The organism is Brevundimonas sp. 01N35 (assembly GCF_056399785.1).
The window spans coordinates 38,678-56,126 of record NZ_JBFTRZ010000006.1; the positions used below are offsets into that span (position 1 = coordinate 38,678).

The following is a 17,449-nucleotide window of genomic DNA, read 5'->3' on the forward strand; positions in this document are numbered from 1 at the left end:
CCGCCCTGTCCATGTTCGCCAAGCGCCAGTCCGCCCTCGCCGCCGCCGCCGGCGCGCCGCCGGAAAGCCGGTCGCGCCTGAGCTTGGGCGCCGTCATGACGACGCTGAAGAAGCCGCCGGTCGCCGTGGGCGCGGCGGGCGTCTTCGTCCTGGCCGCCGGGGCTCTGTTCGTCGCCGTCCTGGGCGACCCGCGCGCGGGCGCCCCCTCGGCCCGTGTGGCGCTGCATCGTCCCCCCGCCGCCGCCGATCCCGCCCCCACCGGCGCCGACGCCTTTTCCATGAGCGGGCTGGACCTCTATCAGGACCTGGCCAGCGGCGATCCCGCCCTGCTGGACCCCAATGGCGCCGCTGGCGGCGAGGCCCTGATCACCCTGCCGGACGGCGCCAGCGTGGCGGGCGGTTCGGCCATCGCCGCCCCGGTGCGCGCCCCCTCCAATCCCCTGCCCAAGGCCCCGATCGCCGGCCTGTTCTCGCCCGGTCCCAACGGCCCCTTGCCGCGCATCGCGCCCGACGGCCGCGTTCCGGCCCAGGCCTACGCCCGCCCGTTCCGCTCCAACGGCAAGCCGATGGTGGCCCTGGTCGTCGGCGGCCTGGGCCTGAACGCTGTCACCACCCGCGCCGCCATCGAACGCCTGCCCGCCGAGGTGACCCTCAGCTTCGTCCCCTACGCCGAGGGGCTGCAAGGCTGGATCGACCAGGCCCGCGCCCAGGGCCACGAGGTGATGATCGAAATCCCGATGGAGCCGACCGGCTATCCCGATAACGACCCTGGCCCCTACACCCTGCTGTCCGGCGGGGGCGCCGACGACGTCGAGGCCAAGCTGGACTGGCTGCTGGGCCGCGCGACCGGCTATTTCGGCGTGACCAACTATCTGGGCGACCGCTTCGCGACTTCAGACGAGGGCATGGGCGCCATGCTGGCCGTGCTGCGCCAGCGCGGCCTGGCCTTCCTCGACGACGGCTCCATGCGCCGAAAGCCCGGCGCCTTCGCCCGCGCCAGCGCCGACCGCATCATCGACGAGACCCAGAGCCCGGCCGCCATCATGGGCCAGCTCAACGCGCTTGAAGCCGCCGCCAAGACGCGCGGCGCCGCCATGGGCGCGGGCTTCAGCTACCCTGTCACCGTCGAAGTCGCCGCCCGCTGGACGTCGGGCCTGGAGGCGCGCGGGCTGCAACTGGCCCCCGCCTCGGCCATGACCCGCCGTCCGGGACGGTAGGCCGCTGCCAAGCTTGAGCGCGGGGGTGCTGAGCCACGCTTGAGGCGAGCTCATGATCGGCGTAGTCTTGTTACGCGACGTGACGTCGCGGGCAGGAGAGCCGTTTATGCGGAGCATCGTAATCGTCGCCGCCGTCGTCCTGGGCCTGGCAGGCCAAGCCCAGGCGCAGACGGGCCTCAATCCAGACGTCACCGTCCTGCCCGAGGTGACGGTGAGCGGGCGGCCGACGCCCCAGACGGTGCGGGACTTTGTCGGGCGGGTGGCTGCGCCGTCCAGCGGCCGGGGGCTAGCGCGCTGGCGCGGGGAGGTATGTCCCGGGGTCGCCAATCTTGACCGCGAAGCCGCCCAAGCCATCATCGACCGCATAACGACCGCGGCGACGAACCTCGACCTTCGGACGGGCCAGCCCGGCTGCAAGCCCAATTTGGTGGTGGTCTTTACGGAGGACGGCGGCGGCGTGGCGCGAGCGCTGAATGACGCCAATCCGCGGCTCTTTCGTCAGAATGTGACCGGTCTGGATCGCGGCGCAGCGGCGTTCCGCGACTTTCTGAACGCCGACCGCCCCGTGCGCTGGTGGTCCTTGAGCCTTCCTGTGGATAGCGAAACGGGCTTGAGGGCCGTGCGGATTCCGGGCGATCTGAGCGGCGGCAGGGTAGATTCGGACATTGCGGCCATGCTGTATTGCAATCCCGATGACTGCGCGATTGGAGCCGCCCCTGTCATCCCCAGGAAGGGTGCGGGGCGCCTGAACACCCAGATCGTCGACGACTTGTTCAAGACCATCGTCATCGTCGACCTGAACCTGATCGGCGAGGTCAACACGGTCCAGTTGGGCGACTATATCGCCTTCATAGGGTTGGCGCAGCTTGACGCCCAGGCGGAGACACAAGGGTTCGATACGGTGTTGAACCTCTTTTCCGGCGGCGGCCAGCAGGGGCTCACGGAATGGGACCGATCCTACCTTTCGGCGATCTACGCCGCACGCCCATCCAGAATCTCTCCCCGCGCCCAGGCGAGCGCGGTGGCGGCCATCATGACCGGAGACGTGCGCGCAGCGCGACGCGACGACTAGACCCTAGACACTTGATCCCACCCTCAACGGCATGGGCTTGAGGTCCAGCAGGGCGAACAGCTTGGCGTCGTCGTCTTCTTCCGGGTTGGGCGTGGTCAGCAGCTTGCCGCCGACGAAGATGGAATTGGCGCCGGCCAGGAAGCAGAGGGCCTGCATTTCCGGCGTCATGCCTTCGCGACCGGCCGACAGACGGACCATGGACTTGGGGCAGACGATGCGGGCGACGGCGACGGTGCGGACGAACTCGATCGGGTCGATCTCGCCTTCCTTGAGCACGCGCTCGCCCAGCGGCGTGCCGCCAACGGGGACCAGGGCGTTGACCGGCAGGCTGTCGGGATGGGCGGGCAGGGTGGCCAGGGCGTGCAGCAGGCCGGCGCGGTCGCGGCGCTTCTCGCCCATGCCGACGATGCCGCCGCAGCAGGTCGACATGCCCGCGTCGCGGACGTGCTGCAGCGTCTCCAGCCGGTCCCGATAGGTGCGGGTCGTCACCACCTCGGCATAGTACTCGGGCCCGGTATCGAGGTTGTGGTTGTAGTAGTCGAGGCCGGCGTCCTTCAGCTGTTTCGCCTGGTCGGCGTTCAGCATCCCCAGGGTGGCGCAGGTCTCCAGACCGAGCGCCTTCACGCCCGAGATCATGGCCGCCAGCTTGGGCGTGTCGCGGTCCTTCAACTCGCGCCAGGCGGCGCCCATGCAGAAGCGGCTGGCCCCGCCCGCCTTGGCCGCCATGGCCTCGGCGATGACGGCGGTGGGCTCCATCAGTTTCTCGGCCTTGAGCCCGGTCTTGAAGCTGGCCGACTGCGAGCAGTAGCCGCAGTTCTCGGCGCAGCCGCCGGTCTTGACCGACAGCAGCTGGGACTTCTGCACTTCGCTGGGGTCGAAGGTGCGGCGGTGCACGGTCGCGGCCTCGAACACCAGCTCCATGAAGGGGCGGGCGAACAGGGCCTCGACCTCCTCCAGGGTCCAGTCGTGGCGGGGGATCGAGAGATCGCGGGCGGGTCGGATCGAAGCGTCGTCAGCCATGATCGACGGCTTAACCGCGCGCGGCGGCGCGGCCAAGCCGGAAGTCACGCGTCCCTGTTCGACGAACTAGCGCTCGTCCTTGTAGATGCGGCCGTCGCGCATGACGAAGGCGACGGTCTTGAGCCTCGTCACGTCGCTCAGCGGATCGCCCGCCACGGCGATGACGTCGGCGCGCTTGCCCGGCTCCAGAACCCCGACCTCGTCGGACAGCCCCAGTAGGTCGGCGGCGTTGACCGTGGCCGCCTCGATGGCGGTCGCCGGGGTCATGCCGTTCCTGACCATCAGCTCGAACTCGTCGGCGTTGCGGCCGTGTTTCGACACGCCCGCGTCGGTGCCGAAGGCGATGCGCACCCCGGCCGGGACGGCGCGTTGCAGCGACTGGCCGGTGATGGCGATGCGCCAGCGGATCTTGGGCAGGACCTCGGGGGGATAGGCCTCGGGATCGGCCGCCAGCCGCTCGGTGTAGCCGTTCACCACCGACAGGGTCGGCACGTAATAGGCGCGGGTGCGGCGCAGCAGCTGCAAGGTCTCGTCGTCGAAGATGGTGCCGTGCTCGATCGAGTCGGCGCCCATGCGCAGGGCCAGGTTGATGCCGTCGGCGCCGTGGGCGTGAACCGCGACCTTCTTGCCATACAGATGAGCCGTGTCGATCAGGGCCTTGGCTTCGTCGTCGAACATCTGGGCGCCCAGCCCGGCGCCGATGCGGCTGTTGACCCCGCCGGTGGTGGCGATCTTGATGAGGTCGACGCCGCGACCGACCTGAAGCCGCACGGCCTCGCGGCAGCTGTCCGCGCCGTTGCAGACGTTGTCGTGCGCAATGTGTTCGCGAAAATCGTCGTTGAAGCCCAGACGCCCGTCCATGTGACCTGAGGTGGCCGAGATGCTGTTGCCGGCGTCGATGATGCGCGGTCCGGGCAGGCGGTGGGCCGCCGTCTCTTCACGCAGGGCCAGGGTGACGCCGCCGCTGTCGCCCAGGTTGCGCACGGTGGTGAAGCCGGCCATCAGGGTCTTTCGCGCATTCATGGCGGCGCTGTAGGCGTGGACGGGCAGGCTGTCGGTGACCTCGGACAGCAGACCGGCCTGGCCGGCGATGTCGGACACCAGATGCACGTGGCTGTCGATCAGGCCGGGCAGGACGAAACGGTCGCGCTGATCCACCACGGTCGCGCCGGGGAAGCTTGATGCATCGACGAAGCCGTCGCGGATTTCGACCACCTTGCCGTCGCGCACCACCAGGGTGGACGGGCCGCGCGGCGCCCGGCCGGGATGGTCCAGCAGCCGTCCCGCCTGGATCAGGGTCACGGCGCCTGCGCTGGGCGTGGTCTGGGCGACGGCGGGCAGGGCCGCCGCCAGCGTCAGGGCGCCGACGGCGCCCATCAGAACGGTCTTCATTGGTCGAAACTCCCCCTTCGAACTTTGGGGGAGTTAAGCCGGGCGTCGCCTTGCGCGCCAGTGCCTAAACGCGAGGCGTCAGCCGACCGCGCGCAGATGCGGGGCGCGGGGGGCGTCGCGATCCAGGCGGAAGCGGCCGACCTGCTGGTTCAGGCTGACGGCCTCGTTGGCCAGTTGCCGGGCCGCGGCCGTGGCCTCTTCGGTCATGGCGGCGTTCTGCTGGGTGATGTCGTCCATCTCGCCCATGGTGCGGCGGACGCGGGCCAGGCCCTCGGCCTGTTCCTGGGCGGAGCCGGCGATGCCGCCGGCCAGGCTGTCGATGGCCACGACGCGCCCGCCGATGCGCTCCAGCGCCTCGCCGGTGCGTTCGACCAGGTCGACGCCGCGCGCCACCTGGGCCGAGGAGGTCGAGATCAGGGTGCGGATTTCGCCCGAGGCCTCGGACGAGCGTTGCGCCAGGGCGCGGACTTCCTGGGCCACGACGGCGAAGCCGCGACCGGCGTCGCCGGCACGTGCCGCCTCGACCCCGGCGTTCAGCGCCAGCAGATTGGTCTGGAAGGCGATCTCGTCGATCAGGCTGGTGAAGCGGGCGATGCCGGTCGAGGACTCGGCGATGGCGTGGATGGCGGCGACGGCCTCGCCGACCACCTGGCTGCTGGCCTCGACGTCGACGCGGGCGGCGGCTAGGGCCTCGGCGGTCTGGCGGGCGTTGTCGGCGGTCGAGGCCACGGCGCGAGCGATGGCGTCGGCCTCGTTGACCGTGCGTTCCAGATTGGCGGCCTGACGTTCGGTGCGGCTGGCCAGATCTTCCGAGGCGGTGGCCAACTGGCTGGAGCCGGCGCTCAGGCCCTCGACGCTGTCGGCCACGGCGCGGACGGCGGTGCGCAGGGCGCGGGTGGCGGCGTGGAAGTTGTTTTGCAGGCTGCGGTATTGTTCGGGGAAGACGCCCGGGATGGTCGTCGACAGGTCGTTCTCGGCCAGATCGTGCAGGGCGGCGTCCAGGGCGCGGACCACCTCGGTCTGACGCGCCTCTGCCTCGTCATGGGCGGCCTGAACGCGGTCCCGCTCTTCCTGCAGAACTTCGAGGTAGATGGAGATGGCCAGGTCCATGTCCAGCATGACTCGCTGGGTCAGTTCGGCGACGGCCTCGCCGGTGATGCGGTCGTGCTCGCGCCGGTTCGCCCAGAACTTGCGCGGACGTTCAGCGATGGTTCGGGTCAGGTGGGCCAGGATGACGCTGTAGCCGCCGATATACCAGCGCGGCTCCAGACCGATGCGGGCGTGGACGTGGCCGATGGTGCGCACCGATTGGGCGTAGGCGGCGTCGGCGCGGCCGTCGATGATGGCGTCCCAGTGCCGCTCCTGCGCCTTGCTGGCGGCGTCGATATGGGTTTCGTCACGGAAGAAACGGCGGGTGGTCGGCTCGGCGCGAACCCGGTCGTAAAAGGCGGCGAGGGCGACCGGCGTCTGCTTGCGCAGCAGCGGGCCCATGGCGCGATAACCGGCGGAGGTCTGACCCAGACCCATGAAGCCCATGCGGTGTTCGATGTCTTCGCCCGCCATAATCGTCGTCTCGCTACCCACGCGGGCGCTAGGAAAGCGCGCCCGCATATCCCTTTGAAGGCTAGGGGTATTGCGCCCCTTAAGAGCGAAATACGTACAATCCCGTATCGATTGCGGAGGAACCTTGGCGGGCCGTCATATAAAGATGTCCTTATGTGTTGATTGCTCCGGTCGGCTGGCCGCGCTATAGCGGCGGCTCAGAAAAAACCGCGCCGCGAGAACCCTTTTCATGACCGACTACATCGTTCGCGACATTTCCCTGGCCGATTTCGGCAACAAGGAAATCGCCATCGCCGAAACCGAAATGCCGGGCCTGATGGCGCTGCGCGAGGAATACGGCGCGGCCCAGCCGCTGAAGGGCGCCCGCATCGCCGGCAGCCTGCACATGACCATCCAGACGGCGGTGCTGATCCAGACGCTGGAAGCCCTGGGCGCCGAAGTGCGCTGGGCCTCGTGCAACATCTTCTCGACCCAGGACCACGCCGCGGCCGCCATCGCCGCCTCGGGCACGCCGGTCTTCGCCACCAAGGGCGAGACCCTGGTGGAATACTGGGACTATGCCCACAAGATCTTCGAATGGGCTGACGGCGGCTATCCGAACCTGATCCTCGACGACGGCGGCGACGCCACCCTGCTGTGCGTGCTTGGCCCGAAGGCCGAGAAGGACATCTCGGTCCTGTCGAACCCGCAGAACGAGGAAGAAGAAGCCCTGTTCGCGGTGATGAAGCGCTACATCGCCGAGAAGCCCGGCTTCTACTCGGCCATCCGCGACGCCATCGGCGGCGTGTCGGAAGAGACGACCACGGGCGTGCACCGCCTGTATCAGATGGCCGAGCGCGGCGAACTGCCCTTCCCCGCCATCAACGTTAACGACAGCGTCACCAAGTCCAAGTTCGACAACCTGTACGGCTGCCGTGAGAGCCTGGTCGACGCCATCCGTCGCGGCACCGACGTCATGCTGTCGGGCAAGGTCGCCGTGGTCTGCGGCTACGGCGACGTGGGCAAGGGCTCGGCCGCTTCGCTGCGCAACGGCGGCGCTCGCGTCATCGTCACCGAAATCGACCCGATCTGCGCCCTGCAGGCGGCGATGGAAGGCTATGAGGTCCAGACCCTGGACGACGTCGCCGACCGCGCCGACATCTATGTCACGACGACGGGCAACAAGGACGTCATCACGGTCGACCACATGCGCCGGATGAAGAACAACGCCATCGTCTGCAACATCGGCCACTTCGACTCGGAAATTCAGGTCGCGGGCCTGAAGAACTTCAAGTGGGACAAGATCAAGGATCAGGTCCACCACATCGAGTTCCCGGACGGCAAGAAGATCATCCTGCTGTCGGAAGGCCGCCTGGTGAACCTGGGCAACGCCACGGGTCACCCCTCGTTCGTGATGTCGGCCTCCTTCACCAACCAGACCCTGGCCCAGATCGAGCTGTGGACCAACGCCGCGTCCTACGAGAACAAGGTCTACACCCTGCCCAAGCATCTGGATGAGAAGGTCGCCTTCCTCCACCTGGCCAAGCTGGGCGCCAAGCTGACCACGCTGACCAAGGAACAGGCTGAGTACATCTCGGTCCCGACCGAGGGTCCGTTCAAGCCGGAACACTACCGCTACTAGGACCCGTCGAAGGTCCGAGCGAAAGAACCCCGCGCCATCGCCGGCGCGGGGTTTTTCTTTTCCCTCCCCATGAAATGGGGAGGTGGATCGTCGGCACAGCCGACGAGACGGAGGGGCGGCCTTGTTCAGGCGCAGCGGCCCCTCCACCGCTTCGCGGTCCACCTCCCCATGCCATGGGGAGGAAAGCCGCCTTCAGGCCGCGTCGCGGGGGTCGTAGGTGTCGGTCTCGCGGCCCATCAGGCCGGTTTCGAAGTCCATGAAGATGTCGATCAGTTCGTCGACCCCGACCGGCGGCGCCTTGGGGCCGAAGCGGAAACGCCAGAAGCTGACGATGTGCTGCACCGCGCCCAGCTGGTCGCCCAGGCGCGCGAACAGGGCGGGCGCCTCCAGCAGGAAGTCGCGGAAGGCGATCGGATTGCCCTCGCGCGTCAGCCCCGCATAGGCGTCGTCGTAATAGCGCAGGGTGCGGCTGACATCCTCGCAGGTCTTCATGATCCGGCCGCGGAGAACGTTCCGGCCGCGCTCGATATAGTCCTTGGCGGCGCGGTCGCTGGGGCCGACGGCCTTCACCGTACCCACCTCGTCGGCGACGTGGACGATGTCGCCCATCAGGCTGGCCAGCGACCACTTGTAGTAGAGGAAGCCCTTCCAGCAGAAGACGCCCTCCTGATACTGCTCGGGCTCCAGCCGCAGGGTGGCGCGCAGCGCCTCCAGCCGGTCGCCGGGGGCGTTGGACAGGATTTTGGACGCCATGCGCGCGGTCGAGCCGACCGCCGCCACGCCGCCGCCCATGCTGAGGGTGACCAGGGGTTCGACCTCCTTCTGGACGAAGGCGAGCATCCGCTCCAGGTCGGCTTCGCTAAGCGCGAAATAGCAGGGGGCGGCGTCGACCCCGCCGCGCCGCAGTTGCTCGCGCAGCAGGAAGGGATCCAGCGACGGCAACTGGTCCATCAGCCGCAGGGTCTTCAGGTCGGGATGGTCGGCCTGGATGCCGAACGCCTCCTGCATGGCGCGTTCGAAACCGATCTGGTTGACGAAGACGAAGCGGCCGCCGGTCTTCAGGTCGGTGCTGTCGATGGGTACGACCACCTTGGTCGCCACCTGGCGGCGACCCGGAAAGGCGTCGGTCTCGTTGCGACGCAGCCGGTGTTTGATGATCAGGCAGGTGTTCAGCGCCGGGGTGCGGAACATGGGGCGCTCGGCCCAGTCGTCGGTGTCGCCGTGTTCGTCGGCGACCTTGAGCAGGTTCAGCACCCGCGCCGTCGAAGCGCTGCGGCGCAGGTGTTCCAGATTCCGGACGGCGCGGTCAGTCATGGCGGCCAGTCTGCCGGTCAAAAGGTGACTAACGGCTTAGCTGCCGAAGAAAGTGGGCGCTGCGCCGGGATGTGCGAATCGGTCGCAGTTTCTTCAAGGGCCCCAGCCCCTCGCGAACGCTGGCGTGCGCCGGGCGCGAGGCTTAGAAGACGGTCATGGAAATCTTCGACATCCTGATCCTCATCGCCATCGCGGCCGTCACCATCACCCTCGGCTTCGGGGTCTACACCCTGTATCGCGGCGGCGATTTCGCCCGCTCCAACTCGAACAAGCTGATGCGGCTGCGCATCGTCCTGCAGGCGACGGCGGTGCTGTTGCTGATGGCCGGGATGTGGTGGAAATCCACGCACGGCGGCTGATGTCGCCCGGAAAACTCAAGATGGGCGGCTGAGCGATGGTCACGCTGAACAAGATCTACACCCGCACCGGCGACGGCGGTCAGACGCGTCTGGCCTCGGGCGCGCCCGTGTCCAAGACCGATCTGCGGGTCGAGGCTTACGGCGCAGTGGACGAACTGAACGCCGTCATCGGCGTGGCCCGTCTCAACAGCGGCCAGAACGACCGCATCGACGCCATGCTGGGCCGCATCCAGAACGAGCTGTTCGACCTCGGCGCCGACCTGGCCACGCCGCTGGACCCGGCTCCGAAATGGGAGGCCCTGCGCATCATCGCCTCCCAGGTCGAGCGGCTGGAAACCGAAATCGACTGGATGAATGAAAGCCTGAAGCCGCTGGACAGCTTCATCCTGTCCGGCGGCGCGCCCCTGTCGGCGCACCTGCATCTGGCGCGCACCGTCTGCCGCCGGGCCGAGCGGGACGCCATCCGTCTGGTGGAATCCGGCGAGCCGGTGAATCCCGAGGCGGTCCGCTACCTGAACCGGCTGTCGGACCATCTATTCGTGGCCGCCCGCCGCGCCAACGCCAACGGCGCCGCCGACATCCTGTGGAAGCCCGGCGCGACGCGCTGAGGTCAGGCTCGACGCCTCGTCATCCCGGAAGCGGCGCAGCCGCTATCCGGGACCGCAGGAAGCGCGGCGTCTTGCGCGGTCCCCGGCTCTCCGCTCGCGAGCGAGCTGCGGCCGGGATGACTTTTCTTATCGCTGTTGCAGGGCCTTGATCCGCGCCCGTTCTGCTGCGGTCGCGGCGTCGCGGGCGCGCTTCTCGGCGTTCAACTGATCCTCGATGACGACCAGTTCCTTGTTTTTCTCGGCCGAGGCCTGGGCGCGGGTGACGCCGATGGGGCGGCCGGTGACTTCGGCGATCGAGATGGGCTGGGCGCAGATGCGGCTCTCGATGTCGTACCACTTGCCCGCCGCCTCGCAGCGCTCGCCCGGCTCCATCCAGTAGCGCTGGAACACGAAGATTCCGGCCACCATGACGGCGAACAGGCTGAAGAACAGGACGCTCAGGCGGCCGATGGTCAGGAAGCGTTTCATGCAGGTCTCATAGATTAAAAATACGCCCGCGACACGACCGCAGTTCACGTAGCGTTACGTTGACAGGCCCGTTGCGCCGGTCCAATCCCTCGGCCGACATTCCGAAGACCAAGTGGATAGGCTCATGAAGGTACTCGTCCCGGTAAAACGGGTGATCGACTCCAACGTCAAGGCCCGCGTCAAGGCGGACCAGACCGGCGTCGACCTGGCCAACGTCAAGATGAGCATGAACCCCTTCGACGAAATCGCCGTCGAAGAGGCCGTTCGGCTCAAGGAAGGCAAGGAGCATCACGCGGCGGGCACGGCGACCGAGATCGTCGTCGTTTCGATCGGCGTGACCCAGGCCCAGGAGACCATCCGCACCGCCCTGGCCATGGGCGCCGACCGCGGCATCCTGATCCAGTCCGACGCGGACCTGGAGCCGCTGGCCGTCGCCAAGCTGCTGAAGGCGGTGATCGACGAAGAGAAGCCGGACCTGGTCCTGCTGGGCAAGCAGTCGATCGACGGCGACAACAATGCGGTGGGCCAGATGCTGGCCGCCCTGCTGGACTGGCCGCAAGCCACCTTCGCCGGCAAGCTGGTCATCGACGGCGGCAAGGCTGTCGTCACCCGTGAAGTCGACGGCGGCCTGCAGACCCTGTCGGCGACCCTGCCGGCGGTGGTGTCGGTCGACCTGCGTCTCAACACGCCGCGCTACGCCAGCCTGCCCAACATCATGAAGGCCAAGAAGAAGGAGATCGCGGTCAAGGCGGTCGCCGACTACGGCGTCGATGTCGCGGATCGCCTCAAGGTTCTGAAGGTGACGGAGCCGCCGAAGCGTTCGGCGGGCGTCAAGGTCGCCGATGCGGCCGAACTGGTTTCCAAGCTCAAGTCCGCGGGGGTCCTGTAAATGGCCGTTCTCGTCATCGCCGACCACGACGGTTCGGTCGTTCGCGACACCACCAACAAGACCGTGACCGCCGCCCTGGCCCTGTCGTCGGACGTGGATGTTCTGGTCCTCGGCAAGAACGCCAAGGGCGTGGCTGACGCCGCCGCCAAGATCGCCGGCGTGCGCAAGGTCCTGCTGGCCGAAGGCGACGCCGTGGCTCACGGCCTGGCCGAGGCCGTCGAGGCCACCGTCCTGCCGCTGGCGGCCAACTACGACGCCATCCTGACCCCGGCCAACACCGACGGCAAGAATTTCGCCCCGCGCATCGCCGCCAAGCTGGATACGGCGCCGATCTCGGACATCGTCGAGGTCGTCTCGGCCGATACCTTCGTGCGTCCGATCTACGCCGGCAACGCGCTGGAGACGGTGCAGTCGGCCGACGGCAAGAAGGTCATCACCGTGCGCCCGACGGCCTTCGTCGCCGCCGGTGAAGGCGGCTCGGCCTCGGTCGAGAGCGTCGCGGCCGGTGAAGCGCCCAGGACCGCCTTCGTCTCCGAGGAAATGGTCAAGTCGGACCGCCCCGAACTGGGCGCCGCCAAGATCATCGTCTCGGGCGGTCGCGCCCTCGGCTCGGCCGAGGAGTTCCACGCGGTGATGGAGCCTCTGGCCGACAAGCTGGGCGCCGCCATCGGCGCCTCGCGCGCCGCCGTCGATGCCGGCTACGCCCCCAACGACTATCAGGTCGGCCAGACCGGCAAGGTGGTGGCCCCGGCCCTCTACATCGCCATCGGCATCTCGGGCGCCATCCAGCACCTGGCCGGGATGAAGGACTCCAAGGTCATCGTCGCCATCAACAAGGACGCCGACGCCCCGATCTTCCAGATCGCCGACTACGGCCTAGTCGCCGACTACAAGACCGCCGTGCCGGACCTGATGGCCGCCCTGGGCTAAGGGCTGCTACAGGCTGACATGAAGCGCGCTGGACGGGAGACCGTCCGGCGCGTTTTCTTTTGCGGCCCCTTTACTACCGCTCATCCCGGCGGACGCAGGGATCCAGTTCTTTGGCTTCAAGCGGCTACGCCCGGTATCGGAACGGATTTCCACCGTGGCGCGCGTGGCTCTTACTGGATCCCGGCGTCCGCCGGGATGAGCGGGAAGAGGTGGCTTGGCCCTCTCAAGCGAAAACAGGCTCCATGACCGCCCGCCTCGCCATCAAGCTGACGCCTCGCGCCGCTTCCGACCGCATCGACGGCTGGGACGTGGACCCCGACGGGCGACCGGTGCTCAAGGTCCGCGTCCGCGCCCAGCCGGTCGAGGGCGAGGCCAATGCCGCCCTGATCGCCTTTCTGGCCAAGGCTCTGGGCGTGCCCAAGCGGGCGGTGACTCTGTCGCGCGGCGGCCAGTCGCGGCTGAAGATGATCGAGATCGAGGGGCTGGACGAGGCCGGGGTGCGCGACCGCCTGTCCGTGGGCTGAGTTTTAAAGCTTTACGCTAGGGGAAACTAAGGTTTCTATGTCGCCCATTGTATGCCCGCCGTTCGCGGGCGCGAGGGGGTCTCGTTCATGTCATCCAGCCGCTTGCGGGGCTCCAGCCTCGCCGTCATCGCCTGCGCGCTCGGCGCGCTCAGTCTTTCGGCCTGCGCCACGACCGGCGACGCCAAGCCCAAGACGGAGACGGCCTCGACCGCTTCGTCGTCCAAGGACCGCACCATGGCCCCGGGCCTGGACGGCTGGGCCAACACCGACCCCTATCCCTCGACCTATCGCGGCCTGCCGCGTGAGAACCTGGCCCTGGTCGGCGCCACGGTCCTGACCGGCGCCGGTCAGAAGATCGAAGGCGGCGTGGTGATCATCACCGACGGCCGCATCGCCGCCGTCGGCGGGTCGAACACTCCGGTCCCGGCGGGCCACAAGGTCGTCGACGCGCGCGGCCGCTACGTCACGCCCGGCGTCATCGACATTCACAGCCACCTCGGCGTCTATCCCTCGCCCGGCGTTCAGGGCATGAGCGACGGCAATGAGGCGACCAATCCGAACACGGCCCAGGTCTGGGCCGAACATTCGATCTGGCCCCAGGACCCCGGCTTCAACGCCGCCCGCGCCGGCGGCGTGACCACGCTTCAGATCCTGCCCGGCTCGGCCAACCTGTTCGGCGGGCGCGGCGTGACGGTGCGCAACGTGCCGTCGGTGACCATGCAGGGGATGAAATTCCCCGACGCCCCCTACGGCCTGAAGATGGCCTGCGGCGAGAACCCCAGCCGCGTCTATGGCTCGCGCAACCAGTCGCCGGCCACCGGCATGGGCAATGTCGCCGGCTACCGCGCCGCCTTCATCGCCGCCCGCGAATACAAGGCCAAGTGGGACAAGTGGCGCGAGGACGGTCAGGGCACGCCCCCGACCCGCAACCTGCAGCTGGAAACCCTGGCGGGCGTGCTGGAAGGCAAGATCCTGATCCAGAACCACTGCTACCGCGCCGACGAGATGGCGGTCATGCTGGATGTGGCCAAGGAGTTCGGCTACCGCATCACCACCTTCCACCACGCGGTCGAGGCCTACAAGATCGCGCCGCTGCTGGCCCGTGAAGGCGTCTGCGCCGCCATGTGGACCGGCTGGTGGGGCTTCAAGATGGAGGCCCTGGACGGCATCGAGGAAAACGCCGCCCTGACCGATGCGCCCGAAGGTTCGTGCGCCGTCATCCACTCGGATGACGACCTGCTGATCCAGCGCCTCAATCAGGAGGCCGCCGCCGCCGTGTCGGCCGGCCGTCGCGCCGGGATGAGCATCTCGGAAGAGCACGCCATCAGTTGGATCACGCTGAACGCCGCCAAGGCCATCGGCATCGACAAGGAGACCGGCTCGTTGGAGACCGGCAAGCGCGCCGACGTGGTGATCTGGAGTGCCGATCCCTTCTCGATCTACGCCCGCGCCGATCAGGTCTTCATCGACGGCGGCCTGGCGTTTGACCGCAGCAACCCGGCCTATCAGCCCGTATCCGATTTCGAGCTGGGCCAGCCCGGCTTCGCCCAGCCCGCCGCCGGCGTCGCTCAGGGAGCTCGCTGAACCATGCGTATCCAATCCTTCATCGCCGGCGCGATCGCCGCGCTTTCGCTCTCGGCCCCGGCTCTGGCGCAAGACGTCGCCATCACCGGCGGTCGCGTCCTGACCGGAACCTCGGTGATCGAGAACGGCACCGTGGTCGTCCGTAACGGCCGGGTCGTCTCGGTCGGAACCGGCGCGGCGCCGTCGGGCGTCCGCGTCATCGACGCCCGCGGCAAGGTCGTGACCCCCGGCTTCGTCGCCGTGGATTCCGGTCTCGGCGGTACGGAAGTCGGCTCCGTGCGCGGCTCCAACGATCTGGGCAACAACGCCAATACTTTGAGCGCCGCCTTCGACGTCTCCTACGGCCTCGACCCCTGGTCCTTCACCCTGCCGGTCGCCCGGCTGGGCGGCGTGACCCGCGCCGTGGTCACGCCCCAGCACGCCGGCTCGGGCGGCGGCCACAGCCATGACGATTCCGACTTCGCCGGCGCCGGTTCGGGCGGCTTCCAGACCCCGGGCCTGTTCGCCGGTCAGGCGGCGGTCATCAAACTGGGTCGCGGCACCGACATCCTGGTCAAGCCGCGTGTGGCCATGGTCGCGCCCTTCGGCGAGGCCGGCGCCACGGTCGCCGGCGGCGCACGCGGGGCCGAGTTCGTCCTGTTCAAGGAGACCCTGGCCGAGGTCCGCCTCTACGCCCGCAACAAGGCCGCCTATGACCGCGCGGCGCTGCGCGACCTGTCGCTGTCGCGCGCCGACCTCGAGGCCCTGATCCCGGTCGCCGACGGGCGCATGCCGCTGATCGTCAGCGTTCACCGCGCCTCGGACATCCAGCAGGTGCTGCGTCTGGCGCGTGAGGAAGGCGTCAAGGTCATCCTGGACGGCGCCGAGGAAGGCTGGCTGGTCGCCGCCGACATCGCCGCGGCCAAGGTCCCCGTCCTGCTCAATCCGATCTCCAACCTGCCCTCGAACTTCGAGATGCGGGCGGCGCGGATGCAGAATGCGGCGGCGCTGAACGCAGCCGGCGTGGTCATCGCCCTCAAGGGCAATGAAGGCGGAGCCCACCGCGCCCGCGACATCCGCTACAACGCCGGCAACGCCGTTTCCCACGGCCTGCCGTTCGAGGCGGCCATCGCGGCGATCACGGTCAATCCGGCCCGCATCTTCGGCTTCGACGGCCAGTTCGGCGAACTGAAGCCCGGCGCGGCGGGCGACGTGGTGGTCTGGTCCGGCGATCCGCTGGAGCCCCTGAGCCAGCCCTCGGCCGTCTTCGTCGACGGCATCGAGCAGCCGCTGCAGGCCCGCAACCTGCTGCTGCGCGATCGCTACCGCACCGGCGGCGAAGGCGCGATGCCCGTCGCCTACCCGCAGTAACGTCCTTCTCCCCTTGCGGGAGAAGGTGCGCCGAAGGCCTCGGATGAGGGGTGTGAGCGCCGCGATCGAAAGGTCGCGGCGCTTTCATTTGAGTATGGGGCGAGGGCAAGCGAGACCCCTCATCCGTCAGGCTTCGCCTGCCACCTTCTCCCGCAAGGGGAGAAGGGCCATAAGACGCCTCATGCCCACCACCCTCTACATCGATGCCGACGCCTGCCCCGTGAAGGAGGAGGTCTATCGCGTAGGTCGCCGCTACGGGCTCAAGGTCTTCGTGGTGTCCAACGCCTGGATCAACGTCCCGCGCGAACCCCTGATCGAACAGGTGGTGGTGGACGCCGGCCCCGACGTCGCCGACGACTGGATCGCCGAACGGGCCGTGACCGGGGACATCGTCATCACTGCCGACATTCCCCTGGCCGACCGCTGCCTGAAATCCGGGGCCCAGGCGCTGAAGTCGAACGGCCAGCCCTTCACCCCCGACTCCATCGGTTCGGCCCTGGCCGGACGGATGGTCGGCGAACATCTGCGCTCCATGGGGGTGGCGACCAGCGGCCCTGCGCCCTTCTCGACCGCCGACCGTTCCCGGTTCCTTCAGGCCCTGGATACGGCAGTCGTCCGTGCACGGAAGGTCTCGCCCCCCAAGGCTGAAACGTGAGCCGGATTCCCGAGGACGAGCTGGAGTTCCGCTTCTTCCGCTCCGGGGGGCCGGGCGGGCAGAACGTCAACAAGGTGTCGACCGCCGTCCAGATGCGCTTCGACGTCAAGAATACGCCCAGCCTGACCGAACCGGTGAAGGCGCGGCTGATGAAGCTGGCGGGCAGCCGCCTGACGCTGGAAGGGATCATCCAGATCACCGCCGTCCGTTTCCGCACCCAGGAACGCAACAAGGCGGACGCTGTCGAGCGGCTGGACGAGATGGTGGCCGAGGCCTCGATCAAGCCGGTCTATCGCGTGCCCACCCGCCCGACGCGGGCGTCCAAGGAGCGGCGGCTGAAAGGCAAGTCGACGCGCTCGACGATCAAGAGCGGACGCGGAAAACCCTCGCTGGATTGACGATCAGTCGCCCTGCGCCGGACGGTACAGCAGGGCGTTGATCTGATCCTCGCCGTCGAACGAGATGACCCAGTCGGTCGCCTGCTTCTCGAAAACGACGCGGAACAGCTCGGCGCCGTCCTTCTGGCCGCGATACTCGATGGCCTGGATCGCGCCCAGCTGCCGGACGCGGGACGCAAAGTCGGCGGTCCGTTCGCGGATCTGCTCCGCCAGGTTGGGGCTGAACACCGAATAGTCGATCTTGTCGGACTGAAGCGAGGCGATCACGGCGCGAAGCGCCTGTTCCGAACGGGCGATGTCGGGCGCTGTAGGAGCGGGAGCGGGCGCCTGGGCGGGCGCGGGATCCGGTTTTCCGAAGGCGTCAGGAAGCGTCGCCGCAGCCGTCGTCTGAGCCGTTGTCTGGGCCGTCGCCGACAGGGCGAGCGCGCTCGCGGCCAGCATAGAGGCGGCGAGGATCAGCGTCTTCATACCGGCGGGCTCCGAAC

General features: G+C 68.3%; 18 protein-coding genes. 12 read left to right on the forward strand and 6 right to left on the reverse strand.

Annotation, left to right across the window (positions count from 1 at the left end):
- Window positions 1–11 precede the first annotated feature (11 nt).
- On the forward strand, window positions 12–1,217 hold the full coding sequence (locus tag AC1DJ5_RS07690; protein ID WP_477020201.1) for a divergent polysaccharide deacetylase family protein: 1,206 nt from the start codon (window positions 12–14) through the stop codon (window positions 1,215–1,217).
- Between the two features lie 52 nt (window positions 1,218–1,269).
- Window positions 1,270–2,289, forward strand: coding sequence for a hypothetical protein (locus tag AC1DJ5_RS07695; protein ID WP_477020202.1), 1,020 nt, complete (start codon window positions 1,270–1,272; stop codon window positions 2,287–2,289).
- 3 nt (window positions 2,290–2,292) lie between these two features.
- Here the strand turns inward: AC1DJ5_RS07695 and bioB are convergent, their stop codons facing one another.
- The 3 genes from bioB to AC1DJ5_RS07710 form a co-directional block, all read right to left on the reverse strand.
- A complete protein-coding gene (gene bioB / locus AC1DJ5_RS07700; RefSeq protein WP_477020203.1) occupies window positions 2,293–3,309 on the reverse strand; it encodes a biotin synthase BioB in 1,017 nt (338 codons plus the stop codon).
- 66 nt (window positions 3,310–3,375) lie between these two features.
- Window positions 3,376–4,701 (reverse strand): metal-dependent hydrolase family protein, encoded by a 1,326-nt coding sequence (locus AC1DJ5_RS07705; protein WP_477020204.1) that lies wholly within the window; start codon window positions 4,699–4,701, stop codon window positions 3,376–3,378.
- 78 nt (window positions 4,702–4,779) lie between these two features.
- Entirely contained in the window at window positions 4,780–6,264 is a 1,485-nt protein-coding gene (locus AC1DJ5_RS07710) for a globin-coupled sensor protein (RefSeq protein ID WP_441454604.1), read from the reverse strand.
- Between the two features lie 229 nt (window positions 6,265–6,493).
- On the opposite strand from AC1DJ5_RS07710, the gene ahcY reads away from it, so the two are divergent.
- Window positions 6,494–7,885 carry an adenosylhomocysteinase gene (gene ahcY, locus AC1DJ5_RS07715; RefSeq protein WP_441454603.1) on the forward strand — a complete coding sequence of 464 codons (1,392 nt, stop codon included), beginning with the start codon at window positions 6,494–6,496 and terminating at the stop codon, window positions 7,883–7,885.
- A 192-nt stretch (window positions 7,886–8,077) separates the two neighbouring features.
- Here ahcY and AC1DJ5_RS07720 read toward each other — a convergent pair whose 3' ends face one another.
- Window positions 8,078–9,199 carry a hypothetical protein gene (locus tag AC1DJ5_RS07720; protein ID WP_441454602.1) on the reverse strand — a complete coding sequence of 374 codons (1,122 nt, stop codon included), beginning with the start codon at window positions 9,197–9,199 and terminating at the stop codon, window positions 8,078–8,080.
- A gap of 155 nt (window positions 9,200–9,354) precedes the next feature.
- Between AC1DJ5_RS07720 and AC1DJ5_RS07725 the strand changes: the two genes are divergently transcribed.
- Entirely contained in the window at window positions 9,355–9,558 is a 204-nt protein-coding gene (locus AC1DJ5_RS07725; RefSeq protein WP_441454601.1) for a twin transmembrane helix small protein, read from the forward strand.
- Between the two features lie 35 nt (window positions 9,559–9,593).
- Complete coding sequence (locus AC1DJ5_RS07730) at window positions 9,594–10,166, forward strand: cob(I)yrinic acid a,c-diamide adenosyltransferase (RefSeq protein WP_477020205.1); 573 nt, start codon at window positions 9,594–9,596, stop codon at window positions 10,164–10,166.
- A gap of 126 nt (window positions 10,167–10,292) precedes the next feature.
- On the opposite strand, the gene AC1DJ5_RS07735 is transcribed toward AC1DJ5_RS07730, so the two are convergent.
- A complete protein-coding gene (locus tag AC1DJ5_RS07735; RefSeq protein ID WP_477020206.1) occupies window positions 10,293–10,634 on the reverse strand; it encodes a hypothetical protein in 342 nt (113 codons plus the stop codon).
- Window positions 10,635–10,758: 124 nt separating this feature from the next.
- Here AC1DJ5_RS07735 and AC1DJ5_RS07740 point away from each other — a divergent pair, with 124 nt between their 5' ends.
- The 7 genes from AC1DJ5_RS07740 (at window position 10,759) to arfB (ending at window position 16,964) form a co-directional block, all read left to right on the forward strand.
- Complete coding sequence (locus AC1DJ5_RS07740) at window positions 10,759–11,523, forward strand: electron transfer flavoprotein subunit beta/FixA family protein (protein ID WP_477020207.1); 765 nt, start codon at window positions 10,759–10,761, stop codon at window positions 11,521–11,523.
- Complete coding sequence (locus AC1DJ5_RS07745; protein ID WP_477020208.1) at window positions 11,524–12,453, forward strand: electron transfer flavoprotein subunit alpha/FixB family protein; 930 nt, start codon at window positions 11,524–11,526, stop codon at window positions 12,451–12,453.
- A gap of 242 nt (window positions 12,454–12,695) precedes the next feature.
- Window positions 12,696–12,977, forward strand: coding sequence for a DUF167 family protein (locus tag AC1DJ5_RS07750; RefSeq protein WP_477020209.1), 282 nt, complete (start codon window positions 12,696–12,698; stop codon window positions 12,975–12,977).
- Window positions 12,978–13,064: 87 nt separating this feature from the next.
- On the forward strand, window positions 13,065–14,561 hold the full coding sequence (locus AC1DJ5_RS07755) for an amidohydrolase (RefSeq protein WP_477020210.1): 1,497 nt from the start codon (window positions 13,065–13,067) through the stop codon (window positions 14,559–14,561).
- A gap of 3 nt (window positions 14,562–14,564) precedes the next feature.
- The gene (locus tag AC1DJ5_RS07760) at window positions 14,565–15,911 is read left to right on the forward strand and encodes an amidohydrolase family protein (RefSeq protein ID WP_477020211.1); all 1,347 of its coding nucleotides are present in this window, start codon (window positions 14,565–14,567) and stop codon (window positions 15,909–15,911) included.
- 181 nt (window positions 15,912–16,092) lie between these two features.
- Window positions 16,093–16,566, forward strand: a complete 474-nt coding sequence (locus AC1DJ5_RS07765) for a YaiI/YqxD family protein (protein WP_441454593.1) — start codon at window positions 16,093–16,095, stop codon at window positions 16,564–16,566.
- A complete protein-coding gene (gene arfB / locus AC1DJ5_RS07770) occupies window positions 16,563–16,964 on the forward strand; it encodes an alternative ribosome rescue aminoacyl-tRNA hydrolase ArfB (protein ID WP_477020212.1) in 402 nt (133 codons plus the stop codon). The genes AC1DJ5_RS07765 and arfB overlap by 4 nt, the downstream gene beginning before the upstream one ends.
- A 3-nt stretch (window positions 16,965–16,967) precedes the next feature.
- Here the strand turns inward: arfB and AC1DJ5_RS07775 are convergent, their stop codons facing one another.
- The gene (locus AC1DJ5_RS07775; RefSeq protein ID WP_477020213.1) at window positions 16,968–17,432 is read right to left on the reverse strand and encodes a hypothetical protein; all 465 of its coding nucleotides are present in this window, start codon (window positions 17,430–17,432) and stop codon (window positions 16,968–16,970) included.
- Window positions 17,433–17,449: the final 17 nt, after the last annotated feature.

Excerpts from the sequence above, each read along its gene's own strand:
- AC1DJ5_RS07765 (WP_441454593.1), top strand. The coding sequence starts at position 16,093 with ATGCCCACCACCCTCTACATCGATGCCGACGCCTGCCCCGTGAAGGAG.
- ahcY (WP_441454603.1), top strand. The coding sequence starts at position 6,494 with ATGACCGACTACATCGTTCGCGACATTTCCCTGGCCGATTTCGGCAAC.
- AC1DJ5_RS07725 (WP_441454601.1), top strand. The coding sequence starts at position 9,355 with ATGGAAATCTTCGACATCCTGATCCTCATCGCCATCGCGGCCGTCACC.
- bioB (WP_477020203.1), bottom strand. The coding sequence starts at position 3,309 with ATGGCTGACGACGCTTCGATCCGACCCGCCCGCGATCTCTCGATCCCC.
- AC1DJ5_RS07775 (WP_477020213.1), bottom strand. The coding sequence starts at position 17,432 with ATGAAGACGCTGATCCTCGCCGCCTCTATGCTGGCCGCGAGCGCGCTC.
- AC1DJ5_RS07735 (WP_477020206.1), bottom strand. The coding sequence starts at position 10,634 with ATGAAACGCTTCCTGACCATCGGCCGCCTGAGCGTCCTGTTCTTCAGC.
- AC1DJ5_RS07710 (WP_441454604.1), bottom strand. The coding sequence starts at position 6,264 with ATGGCGGGCGAAGACATCGAACACCGCATGGGCTTCATGGGTCTGGGT.
- AC1DJ5_RS07720 (WP_441454602.1), bottom strand. The coding sequence starts at position 9,199 with ATGACTGACCGCGCCGTCCGGAATCTGGAACACCTGCGCCGCAGCGCT.
- AC1DJ5_RS07730 (WP_477020205.1), top strand. The coding sequence starts at position 9,594 with ATGGTCACGCTGAACAAGATCTACACCCGCACCGGCGACGGCGGTCAG.
- AC1DJ5_RS07760 (WP_477020211.1), top strand. The coding sequence starts at position 14,565 with ATGCGTATCCAATCCTTCATCGCCGGCGCGATCGCCGCGCTTTCGCTC.
- AC1DJ5_RS07695 (WP_477020202.1), top strand. The coding sequence starts at position 1,270 with ATGATCGGCGTAGTCTTGTTACGCGACGTGACGTCGCGGGCAGGAGAG.
- AC1DJ5_RS07755 (WP_477020210.1), top strand. The coding sequence starts at position 13,065 with ATGTCATCCAGCCGCTTGCGGGGCTCCAGCCTCGCCGTCATCGCCTGC.
- AC1DJ5_RS07750 (WP_477020209.1), top strand. The coding sequence starts at position 12,696 with ATGACCGCCCGCCTCGCCATCAAGCTGACGCCTCGCGCCGCTTCCGAC.
- AC1DJ5_RS07740 (WP_477020207.1), top strand. The coding sequence starts at position 10,759 with ATGAAGGTACTCGTCCCGGTAAAACGGGTGATCGACTCCAACGTCAAG.
- AC1DJ5_RS07705 (WP_477020204.1), bottom strand. The coding sequence starts at position 4,701 with ATGAAGACCGTTCTGATGGGCGCCGTCGGCGCCCTGACGCTGGCGGCG.
- AC1DJ5_RS07745 (WP_477020208.1), top strand. The coding sequence starts at position 11,524 with ATGGCCGTTCTCGTCATCGCCGACCACGACGGTTCGGTCGTTCGCGAC.
- AC1DJ5_RS07690 (WP_477020201.1), top strand. The coding sequence starts at position 12 with ATGTTCGCCAAGCGCCAGTCCGCCCTCGCCGCCGCCGCCGGCGCGCCG.